The organism is Microbacterium shimangi, from assembly GCF_043556445.1.
Classification (GTDB): domain Bacteria; phylum Actinomycetota; class Actinomycetes; order Actinomycetales; family Microbacteriaceae; genus Microbacterium.
Map to the genome: position 1 here is coordinate 1 of NZ_JBIGII010000005.1, position 22,871 is coordinate 22,871.

At 68.1% G+C, this 22,871-nt stretch carries 19 protein-coding genes and 1 pseudogene; 10 read left to right on the forward strand and 10 right to left on the reverse strand.

The window, feature by feature from the left end; all coding sequences use genetic code 11:
* The 3 genes from ACFXQA_RS12685 to ACFXQA_RS12695 form a co-directional block, all read right to left on the reverse strand.
* The coding region (locus tag ACFXQA_RS12685; RefSeq protein WP_394520235.1) for a hypothetical protein at positions 1-563 on the reverse strand (563 nt) is incomplete at its 3' end.
* 17 nt (positions 564-580) lie between these two features.
* Positions 581-1,603, reverse strand: coding sequence for a sugar phosphate isomerase/epimerase family protein (locus tag ACFXQA_RS12690; protein WP_394520236.1), 1,023 nt, complete (start codon positions 1,601-1,603; stop codon positions 581-583).
* Between the two features lie 89 nt (positions 1,604-1,692).
* Positions 1,693-5,208: a PQQ-dependent sugar dehydrogenase gene (locus ACFXQA_RS12695; RefSeq protein WP_394520237.1), complete on the reverse strand. Its 3,516-nt coding sequence runs from the start codon at positions 5,206-5,208 to the stop codon at positions 1,693-1,695.
* A gap of 443 nt (positions 5,209-5,651) precedes the next feature.
* Between ACFXQA_RS12695 and tatA the strand changes: the two genes are divergently transcribed.
* The 3 genes from tatA to ACFXQA_RS12710 all read left to right on the forward strand — a co-directional run bounded on the left by tatA (position 5,652) and on the right by ACFXQA_RS12710 (position 7,100).
* The gene (gene tatA, locus ACFXQA_RS12700) at positions 5,652-5,894 is read left to right on the forward strand and encodes a twin-arginine translocase TatA/TatE family subunit (protein WP_394520238.1); all 243 of its coding nucleotides are present in this window, start codon (positions 5,652-5,654) and stop codon (positions 5,892-5,894) included.
* 64 nt (positions 5,895-5,958) lie between these two features.
* Positions 5,959-6,720 carry a twin-arginine translocase subunit TatC gene (gene tatC / locus ACFXQA_RS12705; protein ID WP_394520278.1) on the forward strand — a complete coding sequence of 254 codons (762 nt, stop codon included), beginning with the start codon at positions 5,959-5,961 and terminating at the stop codon, positions 6,718-6,720.
* Complete coding sequence (locus tag ACFXQA_RS12710) at positions 6,717-7,100, forward strand: twin-arginine translocase TatA/TatE family subunit (RefSeq protein ID WP_394520239.1); 384 nt, start codon at positions 6,717-6,719, stop codon at positions 7,098-7,100. The genes tatC and ACFXQA_RS12710 overlap by 4 nt, the downstream gene beginning before the upstream one ends.
* Positions 7,101-7,151: 51 nt before the next feature.
* Here ACFXQA_RS12710 and ACFXQA_RS12715 read toward each other — a convergent pair whose 3' ends face one another.
* From ACFXQA_RS12715 to ACFXQA_RS12725, 3 genes are read right to left on the reverse strand one after another with little or no spacing between them, the layout of a single operon-like run.
* The gene (locus ACFXQA_RS12715) at positions 7,152-7,415 is read right to left on the reverse strand and encodes a hypothetical protein (protein ID WP_394520240.1); all 264 of its coding nucleotides are present in this window, start codon (positions 7,413-7,415) and stop codon (positions 7,152-7,154) included.
* Positions 7,412-8,437 (reverse strand): WxL protein peptidoglycan domain-containing protein, encoded by a 1,026-nt coding sequence (locus ACFXQA_RS12720; protein ID WP_394520241.1) that lies wholly within the window; start codon positions 8,435-8,437, stop codon positions 7,412-7,414. Before ACFXQA_RS12720 ends, ACFXQA_RS12715 begins: the two co-directional genes overlap by 4 nt.
* Positions 8,438-8,459: 22 nt before the next feature.
* The gene (locus tag ACFXQA_RS12725) at positions 8,460-9,083 is read right to left on the reverse strand and encodes a hypothetical protein (RefSeq protein ID WP_394520242.1); all 624 of its coding nucleotides are present in this window, start codon (positions 9,081-9,083) and stop codon (positions 8,460-8,462) included.
* 515 nt (positions 9,084-9,598) lie between these two features.
* Here ACFXQA_RS12725 and ACFXQA_RS12730 point away from each other — a divergent pair.
* A complete protein-coding gene (locus ACFXQA_RS12730; RefSeq protein WP_394520243.1) occupies positions 9,599-12,931 on the forward strand; it encodes a 3-keto-alpha-glucoside-1,2-lyase-like domain-containing protein in 3,333 nt (1,110 codons plus the stop codon).
* Between the two features lie 208 nt (positions 12,932-13,139).
* Positions 13,140-15,119: pseudogene (locus tag ACFXQA_RS12735) on the forward strand (MMPL family transporter); the annotation flags it as partial.
* Positions 15,120-15,145: 26 nt separating this feature from the next.
* Here ACFXQA_RS12735 and ACFXQA_RS12740 read toward each other — a convergent pair.
* Positions 15,146-16,051: a helix-turn-helix transcriptional regulator gene (locus tag ACFXQA_RS12740; RefSeq protein ID WP_394520244.1), complete on the reverse strand. Its 906-nt coding sequence runs from the start codon at positions 16,049-16,051 to the stop codon at positions 15,146-15,148.
* A gap of 136 nt (positions 16,052-16,187) precedes the next feature.
* Between ACFXQA_RS12740 and ACFXQA_RS12745 the strand changes: the two genes are divergently transcribed.
* From ACFXQA_RS12745 to ACFXQA_RS12760, 4 genes are all read left to right on the forward strand, one after another.
* Positions 16,188-17,411 (forward strand): MFS transporter, encoded by a 1,224-nt coding sequence (locus tag ACFXQA_RS12745; protein ID WP_394520245.1) that lies wholly within the window; start codon positions 16,188-16,190, stop codon positions 17,409-17,411.
* 105 nt (positions 17,412-17,516) lie between these two features.
* Positions 17,517-18,557: an alcohol dehydrogenase catalytic domain-containing protein gene (locus tag ACFXQA_RS12750; RefSeq protein ID WP_394520246.1), complete on the forward strand. Its 1,041-nt coding sequence runs from the start codon at positions 17,517-17,519 to the stop codon at positions 18,555-18,557.
* Between the two features lie 31 nt (positions 18,558-18,588).
* Complete coding sequence (locus tag ACFXQA_RS12755; protein ID WP_394520247.1) at positions 18,589-19,008, forward strand: (R)-mandelonitrile lyase; 420 nt, start codon at positions 18,589-18,591, stop codon at positions 19,006-19,008.
* Positions 19,005-19,328 carry a carboxymuconolactone decarboxylase family protein gene (locus tag ACFXQA_RS12760; protein WP_394520248.1) on the forward strand — a complete coding sequence of 108 codons (324 nt, stop codon included), beginning with the start codon at positions 19,005-19,007 and terminating at the stop codon, positions 19,326-19,328. The genes ACFXQA_RS12755 and ACFXQA_RS12760 overlap by 4 nt, the downstream gene beginning before the upstream one ends.
* Before the next feature lie 19 nt (positions 19,329-19,347).
* Here the strand turns inward: ACFXQA_RS12760 and ACFXQA_RS12765 are convergent, their stop codons facing one another.
* From ACFXQA_RS12765 to ACFXQA_RS12775, 3 genes are read right to left on the reverse strand one after another with little or no spacing between them, the layout of a single operon-like run.
* Complete coding sequence (locus tag ACFXQA_RS12765; protein WP_394520249.1) at positions 19,348-20,532, reverse strand: acetyl-CoA C-acetyltransferase; 1,185 nt, start codon at positions 20,530-20,532, stop codon at positions 19,348-19,350.
* Positions 20,529-21,182 (reverse strand): CoA transferase subunit B, encoded by a 654-nt coding sequence (locus tag ACFXQA_RS12770; protein ID WP_394520250.1) that lies wholly within the window; start codon positions 21,180-21,182, stop codon positions 20,529-20,531. The genes ACFXQA_RS12765 and ACFXQA_RS12770 overlap by 4 nt, the downstream gene beginning before the upstream one ends.
* A gap of 1 nt (position 21,183) precedes the next feature.
* On the reverse strand, positions 21,184-21,960 hold the full coding sequence (locus ACFXQA_RS12775; protein WP_394520251.1) for a CoA transferase subunit A: 777 nt from the start codon (positions 21,958-21,960) through the stop codon (positions 21,184-21,186).
* Positions 21,961-22,043: 83 nt separating this feature from the next.
* Here ACFXQA_RS12775 and ACFXQA_RS12780 point away from each other — a divergent pair, with 83 nt between their 5' ends.
* A complete protein-coding gene (locus ACFXQA_RS12780) occupies positions 22,044-22,868 on the forward strand; it encodes an IclR family transcriptional regulator (protein WP_394520253.1) in 825 nt (274 codons plus the stop codon).
* Positions 22,869-22,871 lie beyond the last annotated feature (3 nt).

Consider the following 22,871-nt stretch of genomic DNA (forward strand, 5'->3'; position numbering starts at 1 on the left):
CGGGAGCTTCCGCTGACGGTGACGCTGCCCTTCACGACCGCGCCCCCGACCGAGACACCGTAGTCGGAGCCATCGATCGAGACATCCCCACCCACAGACGTCCGCACCACATCGACATAACTCGCCGCCTGCGTGGTCAGCGAACCCGTGATGCTGCTGTCGGTGACCTCGACGTCGATGCCGCCGGCGGCGACTTCTCCGCCTACCTCGAGGTCGGTGACGTAGAGGAAGCCGCCGCGAGTGCCCTCGGAGTAGGAGCTGATGTCACCGGCGACACTCGTGCCGTCCAGCGATACCCCGTAGGCGTCGGTGGCGATGACATCACCGGTGACGGTGACGGAGGTGGCGTCGAGCCAGCCGTCTTCGCCCACGATGATGTCGCCCTCGACGGTGGCGCCGCCGAGGATGCAGTCGACGCCCCCGTCGACGATCAGGTTGCCGGTGATGGCCTGGCTGCCCAGGTCGCCGGAGCAGGTCAGGTCGGCCGCGTACGCGGGGACGGCGACGACGCTGCCCCCGATGACGAGGATCGCGACGGTGGACGCTTTGATCAGATTTCTCATGTGATGTCCTTGGTTTCTCAGCCGCGCAGCGCGGCGATCTTGTCGTAGCTGCGGTCAGCGTTCGCGAGGGAGTTGCCGCCCGGGGTCAGCGGGACGGTGGAGGCGTTGTCCTGCTCGAAGACCCCGTAGCGCTGGCCGCGGTCGCGGAGCACCGACAGGAATGCCGTGTAGTCGATGTTTCCGGCACCGAACTCGACGATGTCGTAACCGTTGGCGTTCGCCGCGTTCGTCTTGCCGTCCTTGAGGTGCAGGATCGGGAAGCGGCGCGGGTCGCGCTTGATGTAGTCGATCGGCTCGACGCCCGGGTACAGGTACTTGCCGACGTGCGCCCAGTAGACGTCCATCTCGAAGAACACGAGGTCGGACTGGAAGCCGTCCCAGAGCAGGTCGTAGACGCGCTCGTTGGTGTCGGTCGTGAAGTTCCACTCCTGCGAGTGGTTGTGCGCGTAGAGCTTGATGCCCGCAGCCTTGGCCTTGGCGCCCATCGCGTTCCACGCGTCGATCGCCGCGGTCCACTGCGCCTTCGGGAGCGGTCCGCCGTATCCACCGGCGATCGGCCCACCCTGCCCGAGGTGCGGCATTCCGAGCGTGCGCGCGATCTCGAGCTGCGCGTCGATGTTGCCCGCGTTGAGGTTGACGTGCGCGCCCACAGCCCGGAGGCCGTTGTCGTCGAGCAGCTGCCGGATCTCGGCCGGCGTGATGGCACCGATCTGACCCTGCGTGTAACCGGCGAACTCGACCTCGGAGTATCCGATGCTGGCGAGTTCCTCGAACACGGCGCGGAAGCCCAGCGAGCTGACCTTGTCGCGGATCGTGTAGAGCTGGATGCCGATGCGGTTGACGGGGACGAGGCGCTTGCCCCCGCTGACGGTGGGAAGTGCGGCCTTCGTGCCGAAGGCGGATGCTGCGGAGGCGGACGGAGCGGCGATCGCGCCCGCTCCGACGGCGACGGACGATGCCGCCAGCGCTTTCAGCAGTGTCCGACGGCTCATCGGCTGAGCCGACACCGTCGGGTGCGCGTTTTCGTGGTTGTGACTCATGACTCTCCTTCGAGGTGAGTCGCCCGGTGTTCCGGGCGACCAGGGAGCGGTGGGGGCCGCACCGGAGTGCGACCCCCACCGAGTTGGGGTTACTTCTTGACGGTCAGGCTGGCCGTGGCCGTGCTCTTGGCGACGCCGGTCGAGCCGTCGTACGCCGCCTGCACCTGGTAGGCGCCGACAGTGCTGAGCTTGGGCAGCGTCACTGAGACGTCGCCTTCTGCGTTGAGCGTTCCGGTGAGGGTGGCGACGACCGCGTTGTTGCGACGCACCGTGACCGTGGCCGTACCCGTCGGGGCGATACCCGTCGAGGACTCCACGTGGATGGTCGCCGTTGCCGCCACGGCGGGTTTCACCGGGTTCGGCGCGACGACGACCTCGGTCGTCGAGCGTGCCTGCGACACGGTGAGCCGGCCCGTTCCCGCCGAGGTCTTGAAGACCTCATCGGCCCCGTAGGTCGCACGCAGGGTGTGCGTGCCGACCGGGAGGTCTGCGGGGAGGGTGATGGTCGCCTTGCCTGCGGCATCCAGTGTTCCGCGACCGACCTCGGTGGTGCCCACGGAGAGCACGACCTCGCCGGTCGGCACGCCGCCCGCACCGGTGACCGCGACGACGACGTCGCCGGGGGCGCCGTACGTCACTCGCGGTGAACCGAGGGTGACGAGCGTCCGCGAATCGACCGTCGGCTCGTTCGGAGCGTCGAGATCGATCGTGAACTTCACCGTGCCGAGCTGCGACACGTTGCCGCCGGCGTCGGTTGCCCGGTAGCGGATGTCGTAGACGCCGTCTTGCGAGAACGTCACGCCGTACTGCTGGTTCGCGGCCAGGTTGATCCAGGTCGCGCCGTTGTCCCGCGAGTACTGCACCGTGCCCAGCGCACCGTTGTCGGTGGCCTGAACGGCGAAGCGCACCGGCTCGTTGTAGACGCCGCCCACACCGGTGGGTGCGGCCGGTGCGAGCGTGTGCGCCACCGTCGGTGCCGTCACGTCGCCGATACCGCCGCCCACCATGGTGAGGGAGTCGACGGCGAGCTCGTTCGCCGAGGTGACGAACAGTGCGCCCGAACCCTGCGGAGCGGTGAACGAGACCGAGACATCCTGCCAGCCGGAGCCGCCCGGAATGGTCGCGGTTGCGAACGGTGCCGCATCGGCAGCGCCCCAGCGCAGCTGGACCTCTCCGCCGCCGTTGGCGCGGACGACAGCCCCAGTGATGCCCGAGAAGTTCACGGGATCGTACTTGAGGAAGTCACCGGCGCCGAGGCCCCGGATCGCGTTGCCGCCCGAAGCGCCTGTGTCGGCGTAGTTGACGACGCCCTGACGCTGGATGGCGTGCTCGGCCTGCTGCAGCTTCGGGTTCAGGCGAATCGTCGCCTCACCCGTCGCGGCCGGCAGTCCGTTTGCACCCTTGTCGGCGTACGTGATCACGACGGCGCCGTACAGCAGCGCGCCGGGTCCGTGCTCGGGCGAGTTCGGGTCGGTGCGGAACGAGCCGGTGCACCCGGTACCCGAAACCTCGGGGTGGGCGTGCTCGTCGTGACCGAGACCGTAGGTCCACGTGACCTTGGTGCAGTCCGTGGCGGTGCCGTCTTCAGCATCCGTCGTCGTCACCTTGAACGGAACGGCCTGACCCCAGTCGAAGAATCCACCGTTGCCGGGGTACTCCACGTTGATGGTCGGTGCCTGGTTGCCGACGGAGATGGTCTTCGACGTGAGGCTGAACTTGCCCTGCGGGTCGGAGACGCGCAGTCGTGCCGTGTAGTTGGCCACCGTGGTGTAGGTGTACGAGGCGGTCGCGCCGGTGGCGTCGAACGTGCCGTCACCGTTGAAGTCCCACTCGTAGGTGAGTGCTCCGGCTTCGGGGTCGGTCGACGTCGACGCGTCGAACTGCACCGTGAGCGGGGCAGACGAGGACGAGGTCGGCGTCGCCGTGAAGCGTGCCTGCGGCGACTTGTTGCCCGCGACGTAATCGATGCGGTAGAGGCCCGCGTCGGGGTTGGCACGGAAGAAGCCGTCACCGTAGTCGAGCACGTACATCGAGCCGTCCGGACCGATCTCCATGTCCATCGGGTTGTCGTGGCCGGTCTGCCCGTTGGCGGTCGCTGCCGTGTTCGGGAAGAAGTCCTCGATCTCGCCGACCGAGAAGTCCTCCCAGTCGACGGTGAACGCGGCGATGTAGTCCTGCGAGAACTCGCCCATGAACGCCTTGCCGTCCCAGTGCTCCGGGAGCTTGGTCGTCGAGGGGTTCGTCTCGTCGTAGTGGTACACCGGGCCGCCCATGGGGCCTTGGCCGTTACCGGCGCCGAAGTTGACGAGCTCGTCGCGCGGCTGGTCGCCGGGGCTGTCGCCGTAGTACAGCGTTGCCGGGCGGGCCGGGGGCAGCTGCGTCAGGCCGGTGTTCCAGCGCGAGTCGTTGACCAGGTTCTCGGGGTCGAAGAACGCGCCGGGGGTAGCCGTGGCGAAGTCCCAGTCGTTGTAGGCGAAGTTGTCCGCCGTCACGTAGGGCCATCCACCGTTGTGGGGGTCGTCGAGACCGACGACGTTCCACTCGACGAGACCCATGGGGCCGCGGCCCGCGGTGTCCGCGACGGCCTTGGTGGCGTCGGGACCGTAGTCGGCCCAGGAGAGCGAGTTCGTCTCGGGGTCGACCTCGAGACGGAACGGGTTGCGGACACCCATGATGAAGATCTCAGGGCGCGTCAGCGCGGTTCCCGGTGCGAAGAGGTTGCCCTCGGGAATCGTGTACGTGCCGTCGTCTTCGACGTGGAATCGCAGGATCTTGCCGCGAAGGTCGTTGGTGTTGCCCGCTCCACGACGCGAGTCGAACCCGGGGTTCAGACCCGGTGCGTCGTTGTTGGGGGCGAAGCCGTTGGCGCCCGGCGTGCTGGCGGGCGTGTTGTCACCGGTGGAGAGGTAGAGATTGCCGTCGGCGTCGAAGTCGATGTCGGCTCCGACGTGGCAGCACTGACCGCGCTGCACCTCGACGTCGAGGATCTTCTGCTCGCTCGCCAGGTCGAGGCCCGAGCCGTTCCAGGTGAAGCGCGAGAGGCGGTTGACGCCCACCCACTGGTCCCAGTAGGACTCGTCGGCGCCTGCGGGCAGGGTGTTGGGGGAGTTGCCCACGGGCGTGTCCACCGCGCCGTCGCCGTCGGCGTCGATCGGGGAGTAGACGAGGTAGACCCAGTTGTTCTCTTCGAACTCGGGGTCCAGTGCGATCGTCTGCAGCCCGTCCTCGGAGTTCGCGTAGACGGGGATCGTGGTGACGGTCTTCGTCACGCCCGTCGCGGGGTCGGTCAGGCGGATGTCGCCGTTGCGTGCCGTGTGCAGCACTTTCGAGTCGGGCATCACGGCGAGGTCGATGGGCTCGCCGACGTTCTTCGTCAGCAGCACCTTCTCGTAGTTGGCCCAGTCGAGGGCCGCGTCGCTGTCGCCCGGATCGGGGGCGACGACGGGTGGGTTCGTCGGTTCTTCGGTGCCCGGCGGGTGATCGACGCCGTCGTGGGCGGACGCGGGTAGAGCACCCGCACCCAATGCCGTCAGCGCCAGGGCGCCGATAGCGAAAGTGGCTACGGCGCGCGTGCGCCGGCCCTCGCGCCGGGAAATAAGATTCATCGTGAAACAGCTCCTGTTTTTGCGAGTTCGAGTTGTTTTCACCGGGTCGTCACCAGCCGGTCGAAACGGCTGATTGTGGCGACCCGGGCCAATTGCCCGCGCAGAGCTCTCCTCCGCGCGCCAAATCCTCCACTCCTCATCGAGTTCGGGCAGACCGGACGTCGCTGATCGCGACGAGTGCGAACAGCATCGAGCCTGCGGGGGGTGTGAGCGACTCAGGTCCTTCTCTGGAACGAGTCCCTCTGCGGTCATCTTTACCGATGTTCGGCCAGCGGTCAATCAAAAGGTGCTGATTGCTCGGCGAGAAAACTCTCATGAACACGTGTCTTGTAATTGTCCGTCGTCGCGAATAACATCGCCCTCAATCGATGACGCGGCACCCCCCGACCGCGTCTCCGACTCGACTTTCGGGCGATGTTGCCCGGCGGCCCAAAGGAGGGCTCATGTTTCACGGACTGACCGGATGGCACCTGCTCATCGTTCTCGCAGTGATCCTTCTTCTGTTCGGCGCGGCGAAACTGCCGGCGCTGGCGAAGAGCATGGGGCAGTCCGCGCGCGTCTTCAAGGGTGAGATGAAGGCCATGAAGGCCGACGAGCTGCAGCCCGACACCGAGGCGCCCGCGCCCACGGTGGCGGCGACTCCGCTCGACGTCGCCGACGTCCGCGGTCCCGCGCCGACGCGCTGAGCCACCCGTGTCTGCTCCCGCCAAGTCCGGCGGTGAGACGAAGGCGCACCGACACGACCGGCGGATGTCGCTGGGCGGGCACTTGGTCGAACTCCGCAAGCGGCTGATGATCGCCGCGCTCGCGGTCGTGCTCGGAATGGTCGGCGCCTTCCTCTTCACCGACGCGGTCATCCACCTCATCACCGAGCCCATCCGTGCGGTCGCGCAGTCGCGCGGCGACAACTTCGCCGTTCTCAACTTCGAGACCATCACGAGCGGCTTCGATCTGCGCATGCGGATCGCGTTCGCGATCGGCATCCTCGCCTCGGCGCCGATATGGCTCTGGCAGATCTGGGCCTTCATCATGCCCGGGCTGAGCAGACGCGAGATCCGGTACACCATCGGTTTTCTCTCGGCGGCCATTCCCCTGTTCTTCGCGGGATGCGCCTCGGGGCTCGCGATCGTCCCGCACATCGTCGAACTCATGGCGCAGTTCGTCCCGGAACAGGGCGCGCAGTTCTATACGGCGTCGTTCTATTACGACTTCGTCTTCAAGCTGCTCATCGTCGTCGGTGTCGCGTACGTGCTGCCGGTGTTCTTGGTGGCCCTGAATCTCGCGGGCATCGTGAGCGGGCGGGGCATCCTCCGAGGCTGGCGCATCGCCATCCTGATCGCGACGCTCTTCTCCGCTCTCGCGACCCCCGCGGCCGACGTCGTCTCGATGCTGCTGCTGGCGGGCGTTCTCAGCACGCTCTTCTTCGCGGCCGCCGGTCTGTCGTTGATCCTCGATCGACGAAAGGCGAAGGCGCTGCCCGTCGCGTCGGGGGTCCCGGCGGTGGAAGCGTGACCCTCGGTCTGACGTTCGAGAAGCTCGTGCTCATCGGGTTCATCGCCGCGATGATCATCGGCCCCACGCGGCTCCCGGTCTACGCCGCGGGCCTGCGCCGTTTCGTCGACCGGGCGAAAGTCATGGCGCGCTCGGCCGAGAGTCGCGTACGCGAAGAGCTCGGCCCGGAATTCAGTGACACCGACTGGCGGCAACTCGACCCCCGCCGCTTCGACCCCCGTCGGATCGTGCGAGAGGCGCTCCTGGCTGAGCCGGAGTCTCCCGCGGTGCCCGTCGAAAGTGCGTCTGCGACACCTGTCGACGCCGTCGACGGTGTTCCGGAACGGCCCGCCCCCTCTGCGGACGGCTCGGGTCAGGCTCGCGGAGACGTCTCGGCCTGAGGCGCAGCATCCGCGCCCGGTGGGCTCGGGAGGTCGTGAGGCGTCGCGGCGTCAGGGGTGAGCGGGCTTGCGGCGGGCCCAGACCGTCGCGGCGACACCCGCGGCGAAGAGCGCGATCGGCAACAGGAGAGACAGCGGCTCGGAGCCGGTGACCGGCAGCACCGGCGGCTCCTCGGAGACGGGGCATGAGGCGATGCAGGTGACCGAGAGGGGGGCGATCTCGACCGTCACGCCGACCGCGTCTTCGCCGGCGGGAGGTGTCGCGACAGCGCCGACGGCGAGCGACGACGGGAGGACCGTGATGAACGTGGTCATGCGGTGGGCACCTTTTCGGTCGAGTCTTTTCGCCCTTCTTCGCGAGCCTCCTGGAGGAGTCGTTCGAAGCGGCGTTTGTTGCGTCGGCGACCGGTGAAGATCGCGAAGAGGATGAGGAACACGCCCACAGCGGCGAGGAGGTACAGCCACGGAATCGCCCAGACGACGAGCGATTGCGTGTACGGCGTCGCGGTCAGCGTTTCTCCGGGAACGGAGCCGTCGACGGCGAGGTCGAAGAACAGCAGGCCGAGCGGCCACGCGGGAATCTCGGCGACGGAGACATTGCGTTTCTCGCCCGGGAGGAGGTTGCCCTGCTCCGATGCGGTTGCGCCGAGGGTGTCGCTGACGGCCAGCGTGGTGTTGCCGGTGTTCGTCGCGACATACGACATGGTGACCCTGCCCGGGGCGAAGAGGCTCCACGACGGCCGGTAGTCGGCTCGGACGTCGGAGACCTCGAGAGCCGGTGCGAGGTCGCCGGTCACGCGGGTGGAGACGCGGAACCCGACGCGACTGTCGACGCCGACCTGCGTTCCATCGGCGTCGGCAGAGGTCGTGCGCACGGACGCGGCGATGCCCGCGGCGTGGTCGCCCGGCGTCGCGTTCGCCGGCACGGTGATCGTGTACGGCACGACCCGCGTCTCGCCGGCGGCGAGCGTGAGGGCGGGTTCGACCGAGATCCACGTGCCCGCGTCGATGGACTCGTCGCTCGCGGCGAGCATGTTGAAGCGACCGGTGGAGGTGTAGTAGCCGTCGGCGGCGGTCAGCGCGAAGGTGACCTCCTGCTCGCTGAAGTTGCGGACGGCGAGGCTCTCGGTGGTCGACGTGCCCGGGTCGAGAGCGAGGTCGACCGACGATCGACCGTCGGGGCCGTTCTCGTCGGCGGGGGCCACCGACCAGGTCACCGTGGGTTCTTCTGCCGTCGTCGCGACGGCCGCCCCCGCGGGTGCGCCGACGGCGGCACCCACGAGGAGAGCGATCGGCCAGAACCTGGCCCGCGCTGACGATGATCCGAAGAAACCCACGGTGAACAGTGTCCGGTCGGTCTCAGTCCTCGAAGAGCGACAGGGTGAGCGTCGCGGCGTAGCTGCCGGGCTCGACCGTGCCGGGGGTGCGGAGGGTCAACTCGGCGTTCGCCGAGTAGGCGCCGGGAGCCGCGGCGGCCGAGTTGTCGGCGAGAGCGAGGAGCTCTTTGTCGTCGGGTCCGAAACCGTCGCCGGGAGCGACCTCGTCGCCTTCGCCGACGAGCTGGCTACCGTCTTCGGGGTTTCCGGCGGTGATCGCGGGGGTCCACCCGAAGCTGTCGCCCGCGATGATGTCGGCCTGGCCGTCATCGCCGGTGAAATCGGTCATCGACCCGACGACGTACCAGAATGCGGCGGGATCGACGTCCTCCGCGAGGCGGGTGTCGGTGACCGTGACGGTCGGGAGCGTGCCGGTGAAGATGCGGTCGGTACCGATGGGGTCGGTCTCGGTCAGTGCTGCGGAATCACCGGCGACCGTGAGGGCCAGTGCGCCGGGCGCGACGCTCGGGTCGATCTCGACACTGACGTCGACGGAATCTTCGGTGGCCGCCGTGGCGACACCGGCGCCGAGGACGGTGAGGATGCCGACGCCGAGGGCGGCGACGCCGATGCGAGCCCCCAGCCCGCTGCGGGTGGACTTCATCATGGGTGTTGCTCCGTTCTCTGGCCGTCGAACGACGGACCGCAGGTGTGCAGCCGAGGTCTCGGCAGCGACGTCTTCGGGGATCGGGCTGCGCGTCACAGCTCGATGAACGTCGTGGGCGCCGACGGTCGGGGGAGCGGGCGTCGATAGACTGAGAGGTCTCGTGGCCGCGCTGTCACGAGTATCGGTTTCTTCGGGTTCGTTGTGACAGTAATGCGTCGACAGGTACTCGTCAAGCAGATGCATGGCACCTCTCAGGCAAAAGGTGCGTGTTCGGCATCAAATGTTGATTCGGACGCTTCGCCCTCGAATTCAGGGCCTCTCTCGCGGTTCGGTCGAAGCATCCGCATCGTCGATGACTGGGCCTTCGGACTGTTCTGGCGCAGAACACCGTTCATTGGGCAAGTTTTGTAGACAAGTCGGTAAAAGCTGCCTACGATGGCGACGTTTGCTGTCGACGTCGGTGTTGCTCTGATGCAGTGTCGTCGTCGCGGCGACACTGACCCAAAGGAGCAAAGATGCCCGAAAATGCTGTCTTGTCCGGCCGTCGCCGGCGCAGCACTCGCCGAGTGGCGAGAACACTGGTCGCGGGGGTGATCGGCGCCGCGCTGGTCGCAGCCAGCGCGATCGTGCCCGCCACCGCCGCGGACCTGCCGAAGCAGGACCAGGGGGTGACACTGCGGACGTACTCGACGCCTCCGCTCACGAAACTCTGCACGCTCAAGTCCGGTCAGACCCCGAACGTCGACAAGCTCATGCAGAACATCAACTTCACGACCGACGAAGAGTTCGGCGGCAGCGACAACTTCATCACGCACGTGACGGCGAACCTGACGCTGTCCACCCCCGGTGCCTACACTTTCCGCCTGACCAGTGACGACGGCTCGCGCCTGACGATCGACGAGACGCAGGTCATCGACAACGACGGCCTGCACGGCTCGGCGGCGGTCGAGGGCACCACGAAAGACCTGGACGTCGGCGTCCACTCCCTCTTCGTCGAGATGTTCGAGGCCACGAACGGCCAGGAGCTGAAGCTGGAATGGAAGGTTCCCGGAACCTCTTCGTTCGTGCTCGTCCCGAACAGCGTGCTCAGCACCGAAGCGGGCGTCGTGCGCGTCACGGCCCCGGGAACCAAGTACTGCGAAGGCAGCGCGGATTCTGCCGGTGACGGGCTGCGTCTCGATGCGGTCAACCCCAACTACACCCTCGTGAACCTGCGTCCGGCGGGCTTCACCCCGAAGGTCTCGGGCCTCGGCTTCATGGGCGACGGTCGCCTGGCCGTGCTCACCACGGGTTCGGTCAACTCCGGCGGGTGGGACACGTCCAAGTCGGGCGAGGTCTACCTGCTTTCGGGCGCTCAGACGGCAGACGGACCGGAAGACGTGACGGCGAAGAAGGTCGCTGACGGTCTTCTGAACCCGATGGGCATCGACGTCATCGACGACAAGATCTACGTCTCGGAGCGTTACCAGCTCACCGAGCTCAGCGACCCCGACGGCGACGGTCAGTTCACGACCAAGCGCAAGGTGGCCGACTACCCCTCGGGGAACAACTTCCACGAGTTCGCCTTCGGTCTGATCCACGACGACGAGAACTTCTACATCAACCTCTCTGTGGCGATCGACAACGGCGGGGCGACGACGAACCCGCAGCCCGCGAGCAACCGCGGCACCTCGGTCAAGATCAACCGCACCACGGGTCAGCTGACCTACGTCGCGGGCGGCCTGCGCACCCCGAACGGGATCGCGTTCGGCCCCGAGAACGAGCTCTTCGCGATGGACAACCAGGGTGCCTGGCTTCCGTCTAACAAGCTCGTCCACGTGAAGCAGGACCGGTTCTTCAACCACTACACCACCGACGCCGCGGGCAAGGCGGGCCTCTTCGACTCGAAGCCCGTCACGCAGCCGGCCGTGTGGATCCCGCAGAACGAGATCGGCAACTCGCCGAGCACGCCGATCATGCTGAAGGACGGCCCCTTCGCCGGCCAGATGATGTTCGGCGACGTCACGTACGGTGGCCTGCAGCGCGCCTTCCTCGAGAAGGTCGACGGAGAGTTCCAGGGTGCGGTCTTCCGCCACTCCGCCGGGTTCGAGGTCGGCGTGAACCGTGTCATCGAGGGCCCCGACAAGTCGCTGTACATCGGCGGTACGGGCGAAGGCGGCAACTGGGGTGAGGCGGGCAAGCTGACCTACGGTCTGCAGAAGCTCGTTCCCACCAACACCGACACCTTCGACATGAAGTCGATGAAGGTCGTCGAGGGGGGCTTCCAGATCGAGTACACCGAGCCCATCTCCGATGAGACAGTGGCGAATATCGCGACGTCCTACCGGGCCGAGCAGTGGCGCTACCTGCCCACCACGACCTACGGCGGGCCGAAGATCGACGAAGAGCCGCTCGCTGTTTCGAGTGCTCAGGTGTCGACCGATCGCAAGACCGTGACCCTCAAGCTCGACGGCTTGAAGCAGGGTCGCGTCGTGCACGTCCGTTCGCCGCAGCCCTTCGAGGCGGCATCGGGTGCCAAGCTGTGGAGCACCGAAGCCTGGTACACGCTCAACACGCTTCCCGGCTTCGTCTCGCCCGCCGACCGCGGCTGGTACGAGGCCGAGGACGCGACGCTGACCGGTGGCGCCAAGGTCGACATGGAGCACAGCGGCTACTCGGGCGCAGGCTTCGCGGGCGGCATGTGGAACCCCGGAACGGCCTTCTCGTTCACCGTGAACGCGGATGCTGCGGGCTCCTACCCCGTCAACGTGCGGTACTCGAACGGGCCCAACCCGGCTCCGGGTACGAAGGACGTCGGGCTGTACGTGAACGGTACGAAGGTCGACAACTGGAACTTCGCATCGACGGGTGACTGGAAGACGTGGGCCACCAACACGCGCAACCTGAACCTCGTCGCCGGAGCGAACACCATCGACCTCAAGTACGAGACCGGCAACAAGGGCAACATCAACGTCGACGTGCTGTCGATCGGTGCGGCTGACATCTGCGCTCCGGCGCAGGCCGAGGAGGGCTACCGCGCGATGTTCGACGGCACGCTCGCCAGCCTCGACAAGTGGCGGATGGCGGGCCCCGGTGGGTTCGGGCGTCAGGACGACTGCAGCATCCGCGGCGAGGGTGGTCTCGGCCTCCTCTGGTACAAGGCCGAAGAGCTGAAGAAGTACAGCCTGAAGCTGGACTGGAAGCTCGTCGCCGACCACAACGGCGGCGTGTTCGTGGGCTTCCCCGACCCGGGGAACGACCCGTGGATCGGAGTGAACCAGGGGTACGAGATCCAGATCGACGCGACGGACGCCGTCGACCGGACCACCGGATCGATCTACACGTTCCAGGCAGCGGACAACGCGGCGGTCGCCGCCGCGCTCAAGCCGGTCGGTTCGTGGAACTCGTACGAGCTCGTCGTGTCGGGGCAGAACATCAAGGTCTACCTCAACGGCGCACTCGTGAACGACTTCACGAACAAAGAAGCTGCGCGCGATCTCACTTCGGGCTTCGTGGGAGTGCAGAACCACGGCCCTGGTGAGGCGGTCTCGTACCGCAACATCCGCGTCAAGGATCTGACCGCCCCGGCACCGCTCGCGGTGAGCGCGACCAGCGAGGTGCGTTGCATCGCCGGAAAGGGTTCGCTCACGGTTCGTGCGACGAACTCCGATACGGTTCCTGTGGACGTCACGCTGAAGTCGTCGTACGGCGAGAAAGTGATCAAGGCAGTGAAGCCCGGCACCACCGTGTTCCACACCTTCACCACTCGTCAGGCTGCCGTTCCGGCGGGATCGGCAACGGTCTCGGCGACCGGAGCCAGCAGGACCGGTGAGGCGACCACCGCCTACGCCGCGAAGAGCTGCAGCTGAGCAAGTAAGCACCAACACCCCACACCCTCCGGTGGCGGACGCTCGCGTTCGTCACCGGAGGGTCCCTCTTTGTTCCCGTACCGCGGGGAGGACCCCTATGCTCGCCACCCTCGGCCGACTCACTGTGAGACGGCGCTTCATCGTTCTCGGCGCGTGGGGTCTGCTCGTCGTTCTCGGCATGGTCTTCGCGGGTGACGTCTTCGACCGCATGACCTCGGTCGACGATGCTCCCGCCGGTGCCGAGTCGCTCGTCGCGCAGACCCGCCTCGACCAGCTCGATCCGGAGGGCGAGATCGTCACGGCCGTCATCTCGGGCGAGGACTTCTTCGCCCCCGCGCTCCGCGACAGCGCCACCGCCGTCATGGCAGAGATCCGCGCTCTTCCCGGAGTGGTCGACGTGTCGGATGCGTACACCTCCGGGGGCGCGATCGGCGATGACGGACGATCGTCGCTGGTGGCCGTGGAGCTCGCGGGCGACCTCGGCGAAGAAGAGGCGCTCGCCGTGGCCGCCTCGGTATCGGAGAAGCTCCACAGCATCGCCGCCCCCGAGGTGCTCGTGGGCGGGCAGCTGCTCGCCGAGCAAGCGTTCGTCGACCGCGCCCTGACCGACGCCGCCATCGGCGAAGGTCTCGCGATCGTGGTGCTGCTGATCGTTCTGGTGATCGTGCTCGGCGGCTTCCGCGTCGGTGTCCTGCCGATCGTGGTCGCCCTCGCGGCGATCGCCGCCACCCTTCTCGTGCTCAGCCTCGTCGTGCGGGTGATTCCCGTGAACGAGTTCGCCATCAACATCGTGACGATCCTCGGGCTCGGCCTGACGGTCGACTACAGCCTGCTGATGATCCTGCGCTTCCGTGAGGAGCGGCAGGCCGATCCCGAAGCGGGGCTCGAGGCGCTGATGAGTCGCACGGTGCGCTCGTCCGGTCGCGCCGTTCTCATCTCGGGTCTCGCCGTCTTCATCGCCCTGTTCGGCATCTTCCTTCTGGGCGAACCGCTCCTGTCGGGGATGGCGCTGGGCGGGGCGATCGTCGTGGTGTTCGCCACTGCGGCGGGTCTCACGCTCGTGCCGTCGGCGCTCGCCGTCGTGCACCGCGGGCTGCCCGCGCGGGGCGTGCGCACCTGGGCGCGGCCGTGGTCTCGTGAGAAAGCGATCGCCCGTCGCGGATGGCTGGCGCGCTCCGCCGGGTTCGCGCAGCGGCGTCCGGTGGGCGTCGTGATCGGGGCGACGGCACTGCTGCTGGCGCTCGCGGCTCCGCTGGCCTCGCTCGCGCTCGACAGCTCCGACATCCGCTCGCTGCCACCGGCCGCCGAGGAGCGTCGCGCCTACGAGGCGGCGACCACCGGCTTCACGGGCTTCGGGATCGAACCGGTGACGGTCGTCGTCGACGGCCCCGTCGGCGATCCCGCCGTGGTCGCCCTGCTCGATGAGATCGCGGCGCTCGACGATGTGGCAGACGCCGACCTCGTCGCCGATCTGCCCGCCGAGGTGACCGCGGTCGACTTCACCCCCGTCGGCGACAGCGCGACGAGTGCGACCGCCCAACGCCTCGTGAACGCGGCGCGCGCAGTCGACACCGACCTGGCCGTGCAGGTGACCGGCCCCGCCGCGGCCCTGGTCGACACGCAGGCGCACCTGATCCAGCGCATTCCGCTCGCCGTCGGGGTCGTGGCGATCGCCAGCTTCGCCCTGCTGTTCGCCCTGACGCGCTCGATCGTCGTGCCGCTGAAGGCCCTGGCTCTCAGTACGCTCACGATGGCGGCGACCCTGGGCGTGCTCGTCGCGATCTTCCAGTGGGGATGGGGGAGCACGCTGCTCGGCTTCGAGGCCCTCGGAACCCTGGATGTGACCACGCCGCTGTTCATCGGGCTGCTCGCGTTCGGGCTGACCATGGACTACGAGGTGTTCCTCCTCGCGCGCATCCATGAGCGGTGGCGCGAACGCGACGCCGGGGCCGACCCGCGCACCGCGAACGCCGAGGCTGTGCTCTACGGAATCACGCAGACCGGCCCCGTGGTGACCACGGCCGCCGCGGCGATCAGCGTCGTCTTCCTCGGGTTCGCGATCGGCGAGCTCGTCGCGATGAAAGAGATCGGGATCGGGATGCTGGTTGCCGTCATCCTCGATGTGACCATCATCCGCGGCCTGCTGCTGCCGGCGGCGATGACGCTTCTGGGTCGATGGAACTGGTGGCCCTCAGCATCCGCCCGCCCCGCGATTCACGTGTCCCGGGCGACCGTGCCGGCGGGGAGCGAGGGGTCGACCGAGAGCGGACGCGATGCCGACCAACTGGCGAGCAGGCGGAGCCGCTCGGCGCTGGGCGAGCCGGGTTCGGCGGTGTAGATCATCAGGATGCAGCCGGGATCGGCCGTGATGGTGAGTTCTTCGTACGCGAGGGTGAGCTCGCCGACGACCGGGTGATGGAAACGCTTGGTGCCGGAGCCGTGGGTGCGGACGTCATGAGACCCCCACAGGCGTCGGAACGTGTCACTGCGGGTCGAGAGCTCACCGACCAGATCGTGCAGGCCCTTGTCGTGCGGATCGCGCCCCGCTTCGCTGCGCATGATCGCGACGCACATCTGCGCGAAGGCATCCCAGTCGGGGTAGAAGTCGCGGGACGCCGGGTCGAGGAACTGGAATCGCGCGAGGTTGGGCGTGCGGCCGCCGTCGCCGATGAGGGGTGAGTAGAAGGCGCGGCCGAGCTCGTTGGTGGCGAGGAGATCTTGGTGCGAGTCGCGCACGAAGGCGACGCCGGTGGTGATGGTGCTCAGCACCCACTGCAGGCTGGGTCGGGTGGCGGCGACCTTCGCGGAGCGCCGACGTGGCCGCCCCGACAGCGGCACGCCGTCTGCGGCGCGAGCGAGGTCGAAGAGGTGTGTCCGTTCGGTGTCGTCGAGTTGGAGCGCCCGGGCGATGGAGTCGAGCACCGATGACGAGGCTCCGCCGATCGCGCCGCGCTCGAGCTTGGCGTAGTACTCCACGCTGACCCCGGCGAGAGCTGCGACCTCGGTACGACGAAGCCCTTCGACCCGTCGGTTCGCACCGGCCGAGATCCCCGCCTGCTCGGGCGTCACCTTGGCGCGACGGGACATGAGGAACTCGCGCACCTCGGAGTGATTGTCCATGCCGATGAGAGTACGTCCCTCGCCGCATCCGTGGGGTGCCCTGTCGGTACACCCCTCGGCAGGGACTCCCTCGACCGCTCGGCGGCGCGTTGACTGGGCGCAGCCACCATCACCGTCAGGAAGGCGATCGATCTCCATGGAACCCGCGTCGCGCAGCGCGCTGCACGCCACCCCTCGCTCGCCGACCCCGCCGATCACCGCTGTCCCCGATCGGCTCCCGCTCGCCACTCTCGTCGCCCTGGCCGTGATCGGTTTCGTGCTGGTCGCCATGGAGACCATGCCGGCGGGCCTGCTGCCGGAGATCGCCACCGCTCTCGGGACGAACGAAGGAACCGTCGGACTCTTCATCAGCGCCTACGCCCTCGGCACGGTCATCGTCACGATCCCCGCGATCACCCTCACCCGCGGAATGAGCCGTAAGCCGTTGCTGCTCGCAGCGGTCAGCGGCCTCATCGTGGCCAACACCATCACCGCCGTCTCGGGTGACGTCGTGGTCTCGCTCGTCTCCCGTTTCATCGCGGGGGCGTTCTCGGGCGTCATCTGGGGCATGCTCGCCGCGTACGGCCGAAAGATCAGCCCGCCGTCGCGCGCGGGTCTCTCGTTGGCGATCGTGTCGGTCGGCGCACCCGTCGGTTTCGCCCTCGGCACTCCCCTGGGGTCATGGCTGGGGATGACGTTCGACTGGCGCTGGGCGTTCGTCGGACTGACCGCCGTCGCCGTCGCAGCCGGTGCGATCATCGCCCTGATCGCCCCCCACGCTGCGGGCCAGCCCGGCGCCTCGCGGCTTCCGTTGGCGAGGGTGCTCCGGATACCCGGTATCGCCGTCATCCTGGCCGTGATCTTCACCTGGATGCTGGCGCACAACACGATCTACACCTACATCTCCCCTTACCTGCGGGCGACGGGAAGCCTCCTCACCGTAGACGTGGAGCTGTTGATCTTCGGCGTGGCCTCCGTCGTCGGCATCGTCATCGTGGGTGCCCTGCTGGACCGCTACCCCCGGCCGCTACTGCACGGCAGTGTCGTCGTCTTCGTCGCCGCCGCGGTGATCCTGCTGGTCGGCCATGCCTGGACACCGGCGATCATCGTGGCGACCGTGCTGTGGGGCATGACCTTCGGCGGCGCCTCGGCTCAGCTCCAAGGCGCCCTCACGACCACGGGCGGCCCCGACTCGGACGTCGCCAACTCGTTCCTCCCCGTGGCCTTCAACCTGGCGATCTTCACCGCCGGCATTCTGGGCGCCGTTCTGCTGAACCACTTCGACGGGCTGATCCTCGCCGTCGTGATGATCGTCTCGGGCATCGCCGCCCTCTTCTTGACCGTCTACGGGCGCCGGAACGCGTTCCCGTCTCGCCTCTGACCGCGCCGAGACCGACGAAGTCGTCGTCACCATCCGCGCGGCGGACTGAACCACCCCTTCAGGCTGCACCGCCTGACATCGCTCGACAACTATGAGGAGATCATCATGAACGCCACCTACATGTTCGGCCCCGGCGACGTCCGCGTCATCGATGCGCCGGATCCGGTTCTGAACGACAGCACCGATGCCCTGGTCCGAGTCGTCCGCGCCTGCGTGTGCGGTTCCGACCTGCATCCGTACCACGGCATGGAAGCCGCATCCGAGGGCGTGTCGATGGGGCACGAGTTCATCGGCGTCGTCGAGGAGGTCGGCCGCGACGTGCGCACTCTCGCTCCCGGCGATTTCGTCATCGCCCCCTTCGCCTACTCCGACGGAACGTGCGAATTCTGCCGTGAAGGCCTGTTCACGTCGTGCCTGCACGGCGGGTTCTGGGATGCGCCCGGTGTGGGAGGCGGCCAGGCCGAGGCCATCCGCGTGCCCTTCGCCGACGGCACCCTCGTCAAGGTGCCCGGCATGTCGGAGGACTCCCCGCTGCTGCCGTCGCTGCTGACGCTGTCCGATGTCTACGGCACCGGCTGGCATGCCGCGCACCGCGCCGGTGTCACCGCGGGCGACACGGTCGCCGTCATCGGCGACGGTGCGGTCGGACTCTTGGCCGTGCTCTCGGCGAAGCAGCTCGGCGCGGAACAGATCATCCTCATGGGGCGCCACAGGGACCGCACCGACCTGGGGATCGAATTCGGTGCGACCGACATCGTCGCCGAACGCGGGGAAGAGGGCATCGAGAGGGTCCGCGAGCTCACCGGTGGACATGGCGCACGGAAGGTGCTCGAGGCGGTCGGTCACATGCCCGCTTACGAGCAGGCCTTCCAGATCGTCCGTCCCGGCGGTGTCATCAGCCGGGTCGGCGTTCCCCAGTACGAAGACGCCCCGGTCGGGTTCGGCAGCCTCTTCGGTGGCAACATCACCCTCACCGGTGGCCCCGCACCCGTCCGCGGCTACATCGAACAGCTCATGCCCGCGATCCTCGACGGCACGGTCGATCCGGGGAGGGTCTTCGACCGCACCGTCGGTCTCGACGCCGTGCCCGACGCCTACCGCGCCATGGACGAGCGGGAATCCCTGAAGGTGATGATCGCCCTGTGATCCGCACCGCTCCCGTGACGAAAGGAACCCGATGAACATCGAACCGACGACCCCTACGACGAAGAATCCGGCGGAGCAGTTCGCCGGCGGCGTGTGGCTCGACATGATCGCCGTCCCGCACGAAGACACCCAGCACATGACGGTCGCCACCGTCCGTTTCGCTCCCGGGGCCCGCACGGCCTGGCACTCCCACGCGCGCGGTCAGTACCTCCGTATCACGCAGGGCGTCGGCCGATTCGGCACCCGAGACGGACAGATCATCGAAGCCCGCGCCGGTCAGACGATCTACACCCCGCCGGGGCAGGAGCACTGGCACGCGTCGGCCGACGACACCTTCATGGAGCACATCGCGATGACCGAGAACGCCGATGACGCCGCAACCACCACCACGTGGCTCGAGCACATCACCGACGCCGACTACCGGGGCACTCGTCAGGAGAACCACGTATGAGCGACCCCCAGCCTTCGTCGGCGCAGCGGCTCATCGGCGGATTCGCTCCGAAGCTCGTCGAGCTCACCGACGGCGTGCTCTTCGGAGACGTCTGGAAGAGAGACGGTCTGTCGGCGCGAGACCGCAGTCTGGTGACCATCACGGCTCTCGTCGCGGGCGGCAACGTGGAGCAGCTTCCCTTCCATCTGAAGCTGGGCGTCGAGAACGGGCTCACCCGAGACGAGATCGTCGAGACCATCACGCATCTCGTGTTCTACAGCGGCTGGCCGAAGGCCATGTCGGCGATCACCACCGCGAAGGAGACACTCGCCTCGGGCTGAGGCAGCGACCGAGCGACAGTTAGCGCGTGAGGATCAGGGCGTCTCCCTGACCGCCACCGCCGCAGAGCGCCACGACCGCCGTGCCCGATCCGCGCCGCACCAGTTCGTGCACCGCGTGGACGACGAGGCGGTTGCCTGAGGCGCCGATCGGGTGTCCGATCGCGATCCCTCCGCCGTGGATGTTCACCACGTCGTCGGAGAGGCCGAGCTCGGCCTGCGAGCGGGCGACGACGGCCCCGAAGGCTTCGTTGATCTCGACGACGTCGAGATCGCCCGCCGTGATGCCCTGCTTCGCGCAGGCGGCCTCGATCGCTCGGGCGGGCTGCTCGTGCAGGGAGTTGTCGGGACCGGCGACCTGACCGGCCGCCCCGACGACAGCGAGCACCGGCCATCCCTTCTCGGCGGCGTGGGAGCGCGTGGTGAGGACGACCGCCGAGGCGCCGTCCGAGATGGGGGAGGAGTTGCCGGCAGTGAGCGACCCGCCCTCGGCGAAGGCCGGTCGGAGGGCGGCGAGGGTCTCGATCGTCGTCCCCGGCCGGATGCCCTCATCGAGGGAGACGACCACCGGCGGGCCCTTGCGCTGCGGAACCTCGACGGGCACGATCTCGTCGTCGAACACGCCGGCCTCCTGGGCCGCGGCCGCACGCTGGTGCGAGCGCGCCGCGACAGCATCCTGAGCCTCACGGGTCACCCCGAACCGCTCGTTCGCCCGCTCGGTCGAAGCGCCCATGCTCTCGTGATCGGTCGCATCGGTGAGGCCGTCGTGCGCCATGTGGTCGAGCGCTTCGACCGACCCGTAGGCCCAGCCTTCGCGCGAACCCATCAGCAGGTGGGGTGCACGGCTCATCGACTCCATGCCGGCCGCGACGACGACGGTCGCATCGCCGGCGTCGATCATGCGCTTCGCGTCGATCACGGCGGTGAGCCCCGAGAGGCACACCTTGTTGACCGTCGCGGCGTGCACGTTCCACCCGATGCCGGCCCCCAGCGCCGCCTGGCGTGCCGGGTTCTGCCCCGCGCCGGCCTGCAGCACCTGACCGGCGAGCACGGCGTCGACGGCATCGGCGGGGACCCCGCCGCGTTCGAGAGCGGCGCGGATCGCGATCGCGCCGAGCTCGGTGGCCGCCAGCGACGAGAGCTGCCCCTTCAGTCGCCCCTGCGGGGTGCGAGCGGCGGATACGAGAACGACGTCGTCCGGGGTCATGCGTTCACCCTAAGCGCCGCGGGAATGCGGAGTTCGGGTTGGGTGGCGGCGACGACTTCTTCGATCGTCACGCCCGGTGCGGTCTCGACCAGGACGAGCCCGTCGGGTGTCACGTCGATCACCGCGAGGTCGGTGATGATTCGGTCGACCACGCCCTTCCCCGTCAGGGGCAGGGAGCAGGCGTCGACGATCTTGGGGGTGCCGTCTCGGGCCACGTGCTCCATGAGCACGATCACGCGCGCGGCGCCGTGCACGAGGTCCATGGCACCGCCCGGGCCCTTGACCATCTTTTCGGGGATCATCCAGTTCGCGAGGTCGCCGTCGCGCGACACCTGCATCGCACCGAGGATGGCATCGTCGATCTTGCCGCCCCGGATCATGGCGAAGCTCGTGGCCGAGTCGAAGAACGAGGCGCCCGGCAAGGTCGTGACGGTCTCTTTGCCGGCGTTGATGAGGTCGGGGTCGACGGCGTCTTCGGTGGGGTACGGCCCGACCCCCAGAATGCCGTTCTCGGACTGGAGCACGACGGTGATGTCGTCGGGCACGTAATTCGGAACGAGCGTCGGCAGACCGATCCCCAGGTTCACGTACGCGCCGTCGGCGAGCTCGCGCGCCGCACGGGCGGCCATCTCTTGTCGGGTGAGTGCCATGTCAGTGTCCTCCGGCCGGTGAGACGGTGCGCTTCTCGATGCGCTTCTCGAGGGCGGTGCCGACCTCGACGATCCGGTGCACGAAGACACCGGGAAGATGGATGCTGTCGGGGTCGAGTTCGCCCGGCTCGACGAGCTCCTCGACCTCGGCGATGCACACCCGACCGGCCATCGCAGCGAGCGGGTTGAAGTTCTGCGCAGCCTTGTTGAAGACGAGATTGCCGTGGCGATCTCCTCGGAGAGCGTGCACGAGGGCGAAGTCGGTGGCGATCGCCTCTTCGAGGACGAACTCGCGGGGGTGCCCCGCGACGTCGAACGTGCGGACGTCCTTCGCGGGCGACGCCACCGCCACCCCGCCTGCGCCGTCGTACCTGCGGGGCAGGCCGCCATCGGCCACCTGCGTACCCACACCGGTCTGCGTGAAGAACGCGGCGATGCCCGACCCGCCCGCCCGGAGTTTCTCCGCCAGCGTGCCCTGGGGAGTGAGCTCGAGTTCGAGCTCGCCCGAGAGGAACTGCCGCTCGAACTCCTTGTTCTCACCGACGTACGACGAGGTCATCTTGCGGATGCGGCGGGCTCGCAGCAGCATGCCGAGGCCCCAGTCGTCGACCCCGCAGTTGTTCGAGACGACCGAGAGGTCGGTCGTGCCCTGCGAGAGAAGGGCGTCGATGAGGGCGAGGGGATTGCCGGAGAGCCCGAAGCCACCGACGGCGAGCGACGCGCCGTCGGGAATGTCGCGGACGGCGTCGGCGGCCGAGGGGAGGGCCTTGTCGATCACTCGGGACTCCTTCGTTCGAGAGGCATCGGTTCATCCTTCGTCGAAACCGCGGTCGCGACAGCATCCGCTCTTGCCATGTGGAGATGCAGGCGGCTACCGTCCATATCGTGGACAGCAAGCAGGCGGAGGTCTCGGTGGGGGGAGCCGTCGCAGGCGCCCAGGCGGTGGCGCGCGCCGCGCTGCTCCTACGACTCGTCACGTCTGCCGGGGCTGAGGGGGCCACGCACGCCGACCTCGCGCAGCGCTCGGCCCTGACCCGCCCGACGGTGCATCGCCTGCTCGCCGCCCTCCGCCACGAGGGGCTCGTCGACCGCGACGACGAAACGGGACGGTGGATGCCCGGACCGGAGCTGTACTTGATGGGAACCGTCGCCGCCGCGCGCTTCGACATCACCGCTGCCGCGCGCGACATCGTGCGCTCCCTCGCCGTGCGCACCGAAGAGAGTGCGTTCTTGTCGGTCCGCCGAGGTGACGAGACGGTCTGCCTCGTTCGCGAGGAGGGGAGCTTTCCGATCCGGTCGTTCGTGTTGTCGGAGGGGGTGCGGTTTCCCCTCGGCGTCGCCTCGGCGGGGCTCGCGATTCTGGCATTCCTCCCGCCTCACGATGTGGACGCGTACTTCGAGCGGCACCCGGAGTTGGCGGAGCGATGGGGTGCGTCGCACGGCGATCGACGGCTGCGCACGCGCCTGCGCGAAACGCAGGAGCGCGGTTTCGCCGTCAACCCCGGCCTGATCGTCGAGGGCAGCTGGGGCATGGGGGCCGCGGTCTTCACGAGGCAGGGCGACCCGCAGTGGGCGTTGAGCCTGACCGGCGTCGAGTTCCGCTTCGGGGCCGAGCGGCAGGCCGAACTCGGCCGCACCCTGCTCGCCCACGCGCACCAGCTGACCACCCGCCTCGGCGGGCGCTGATCG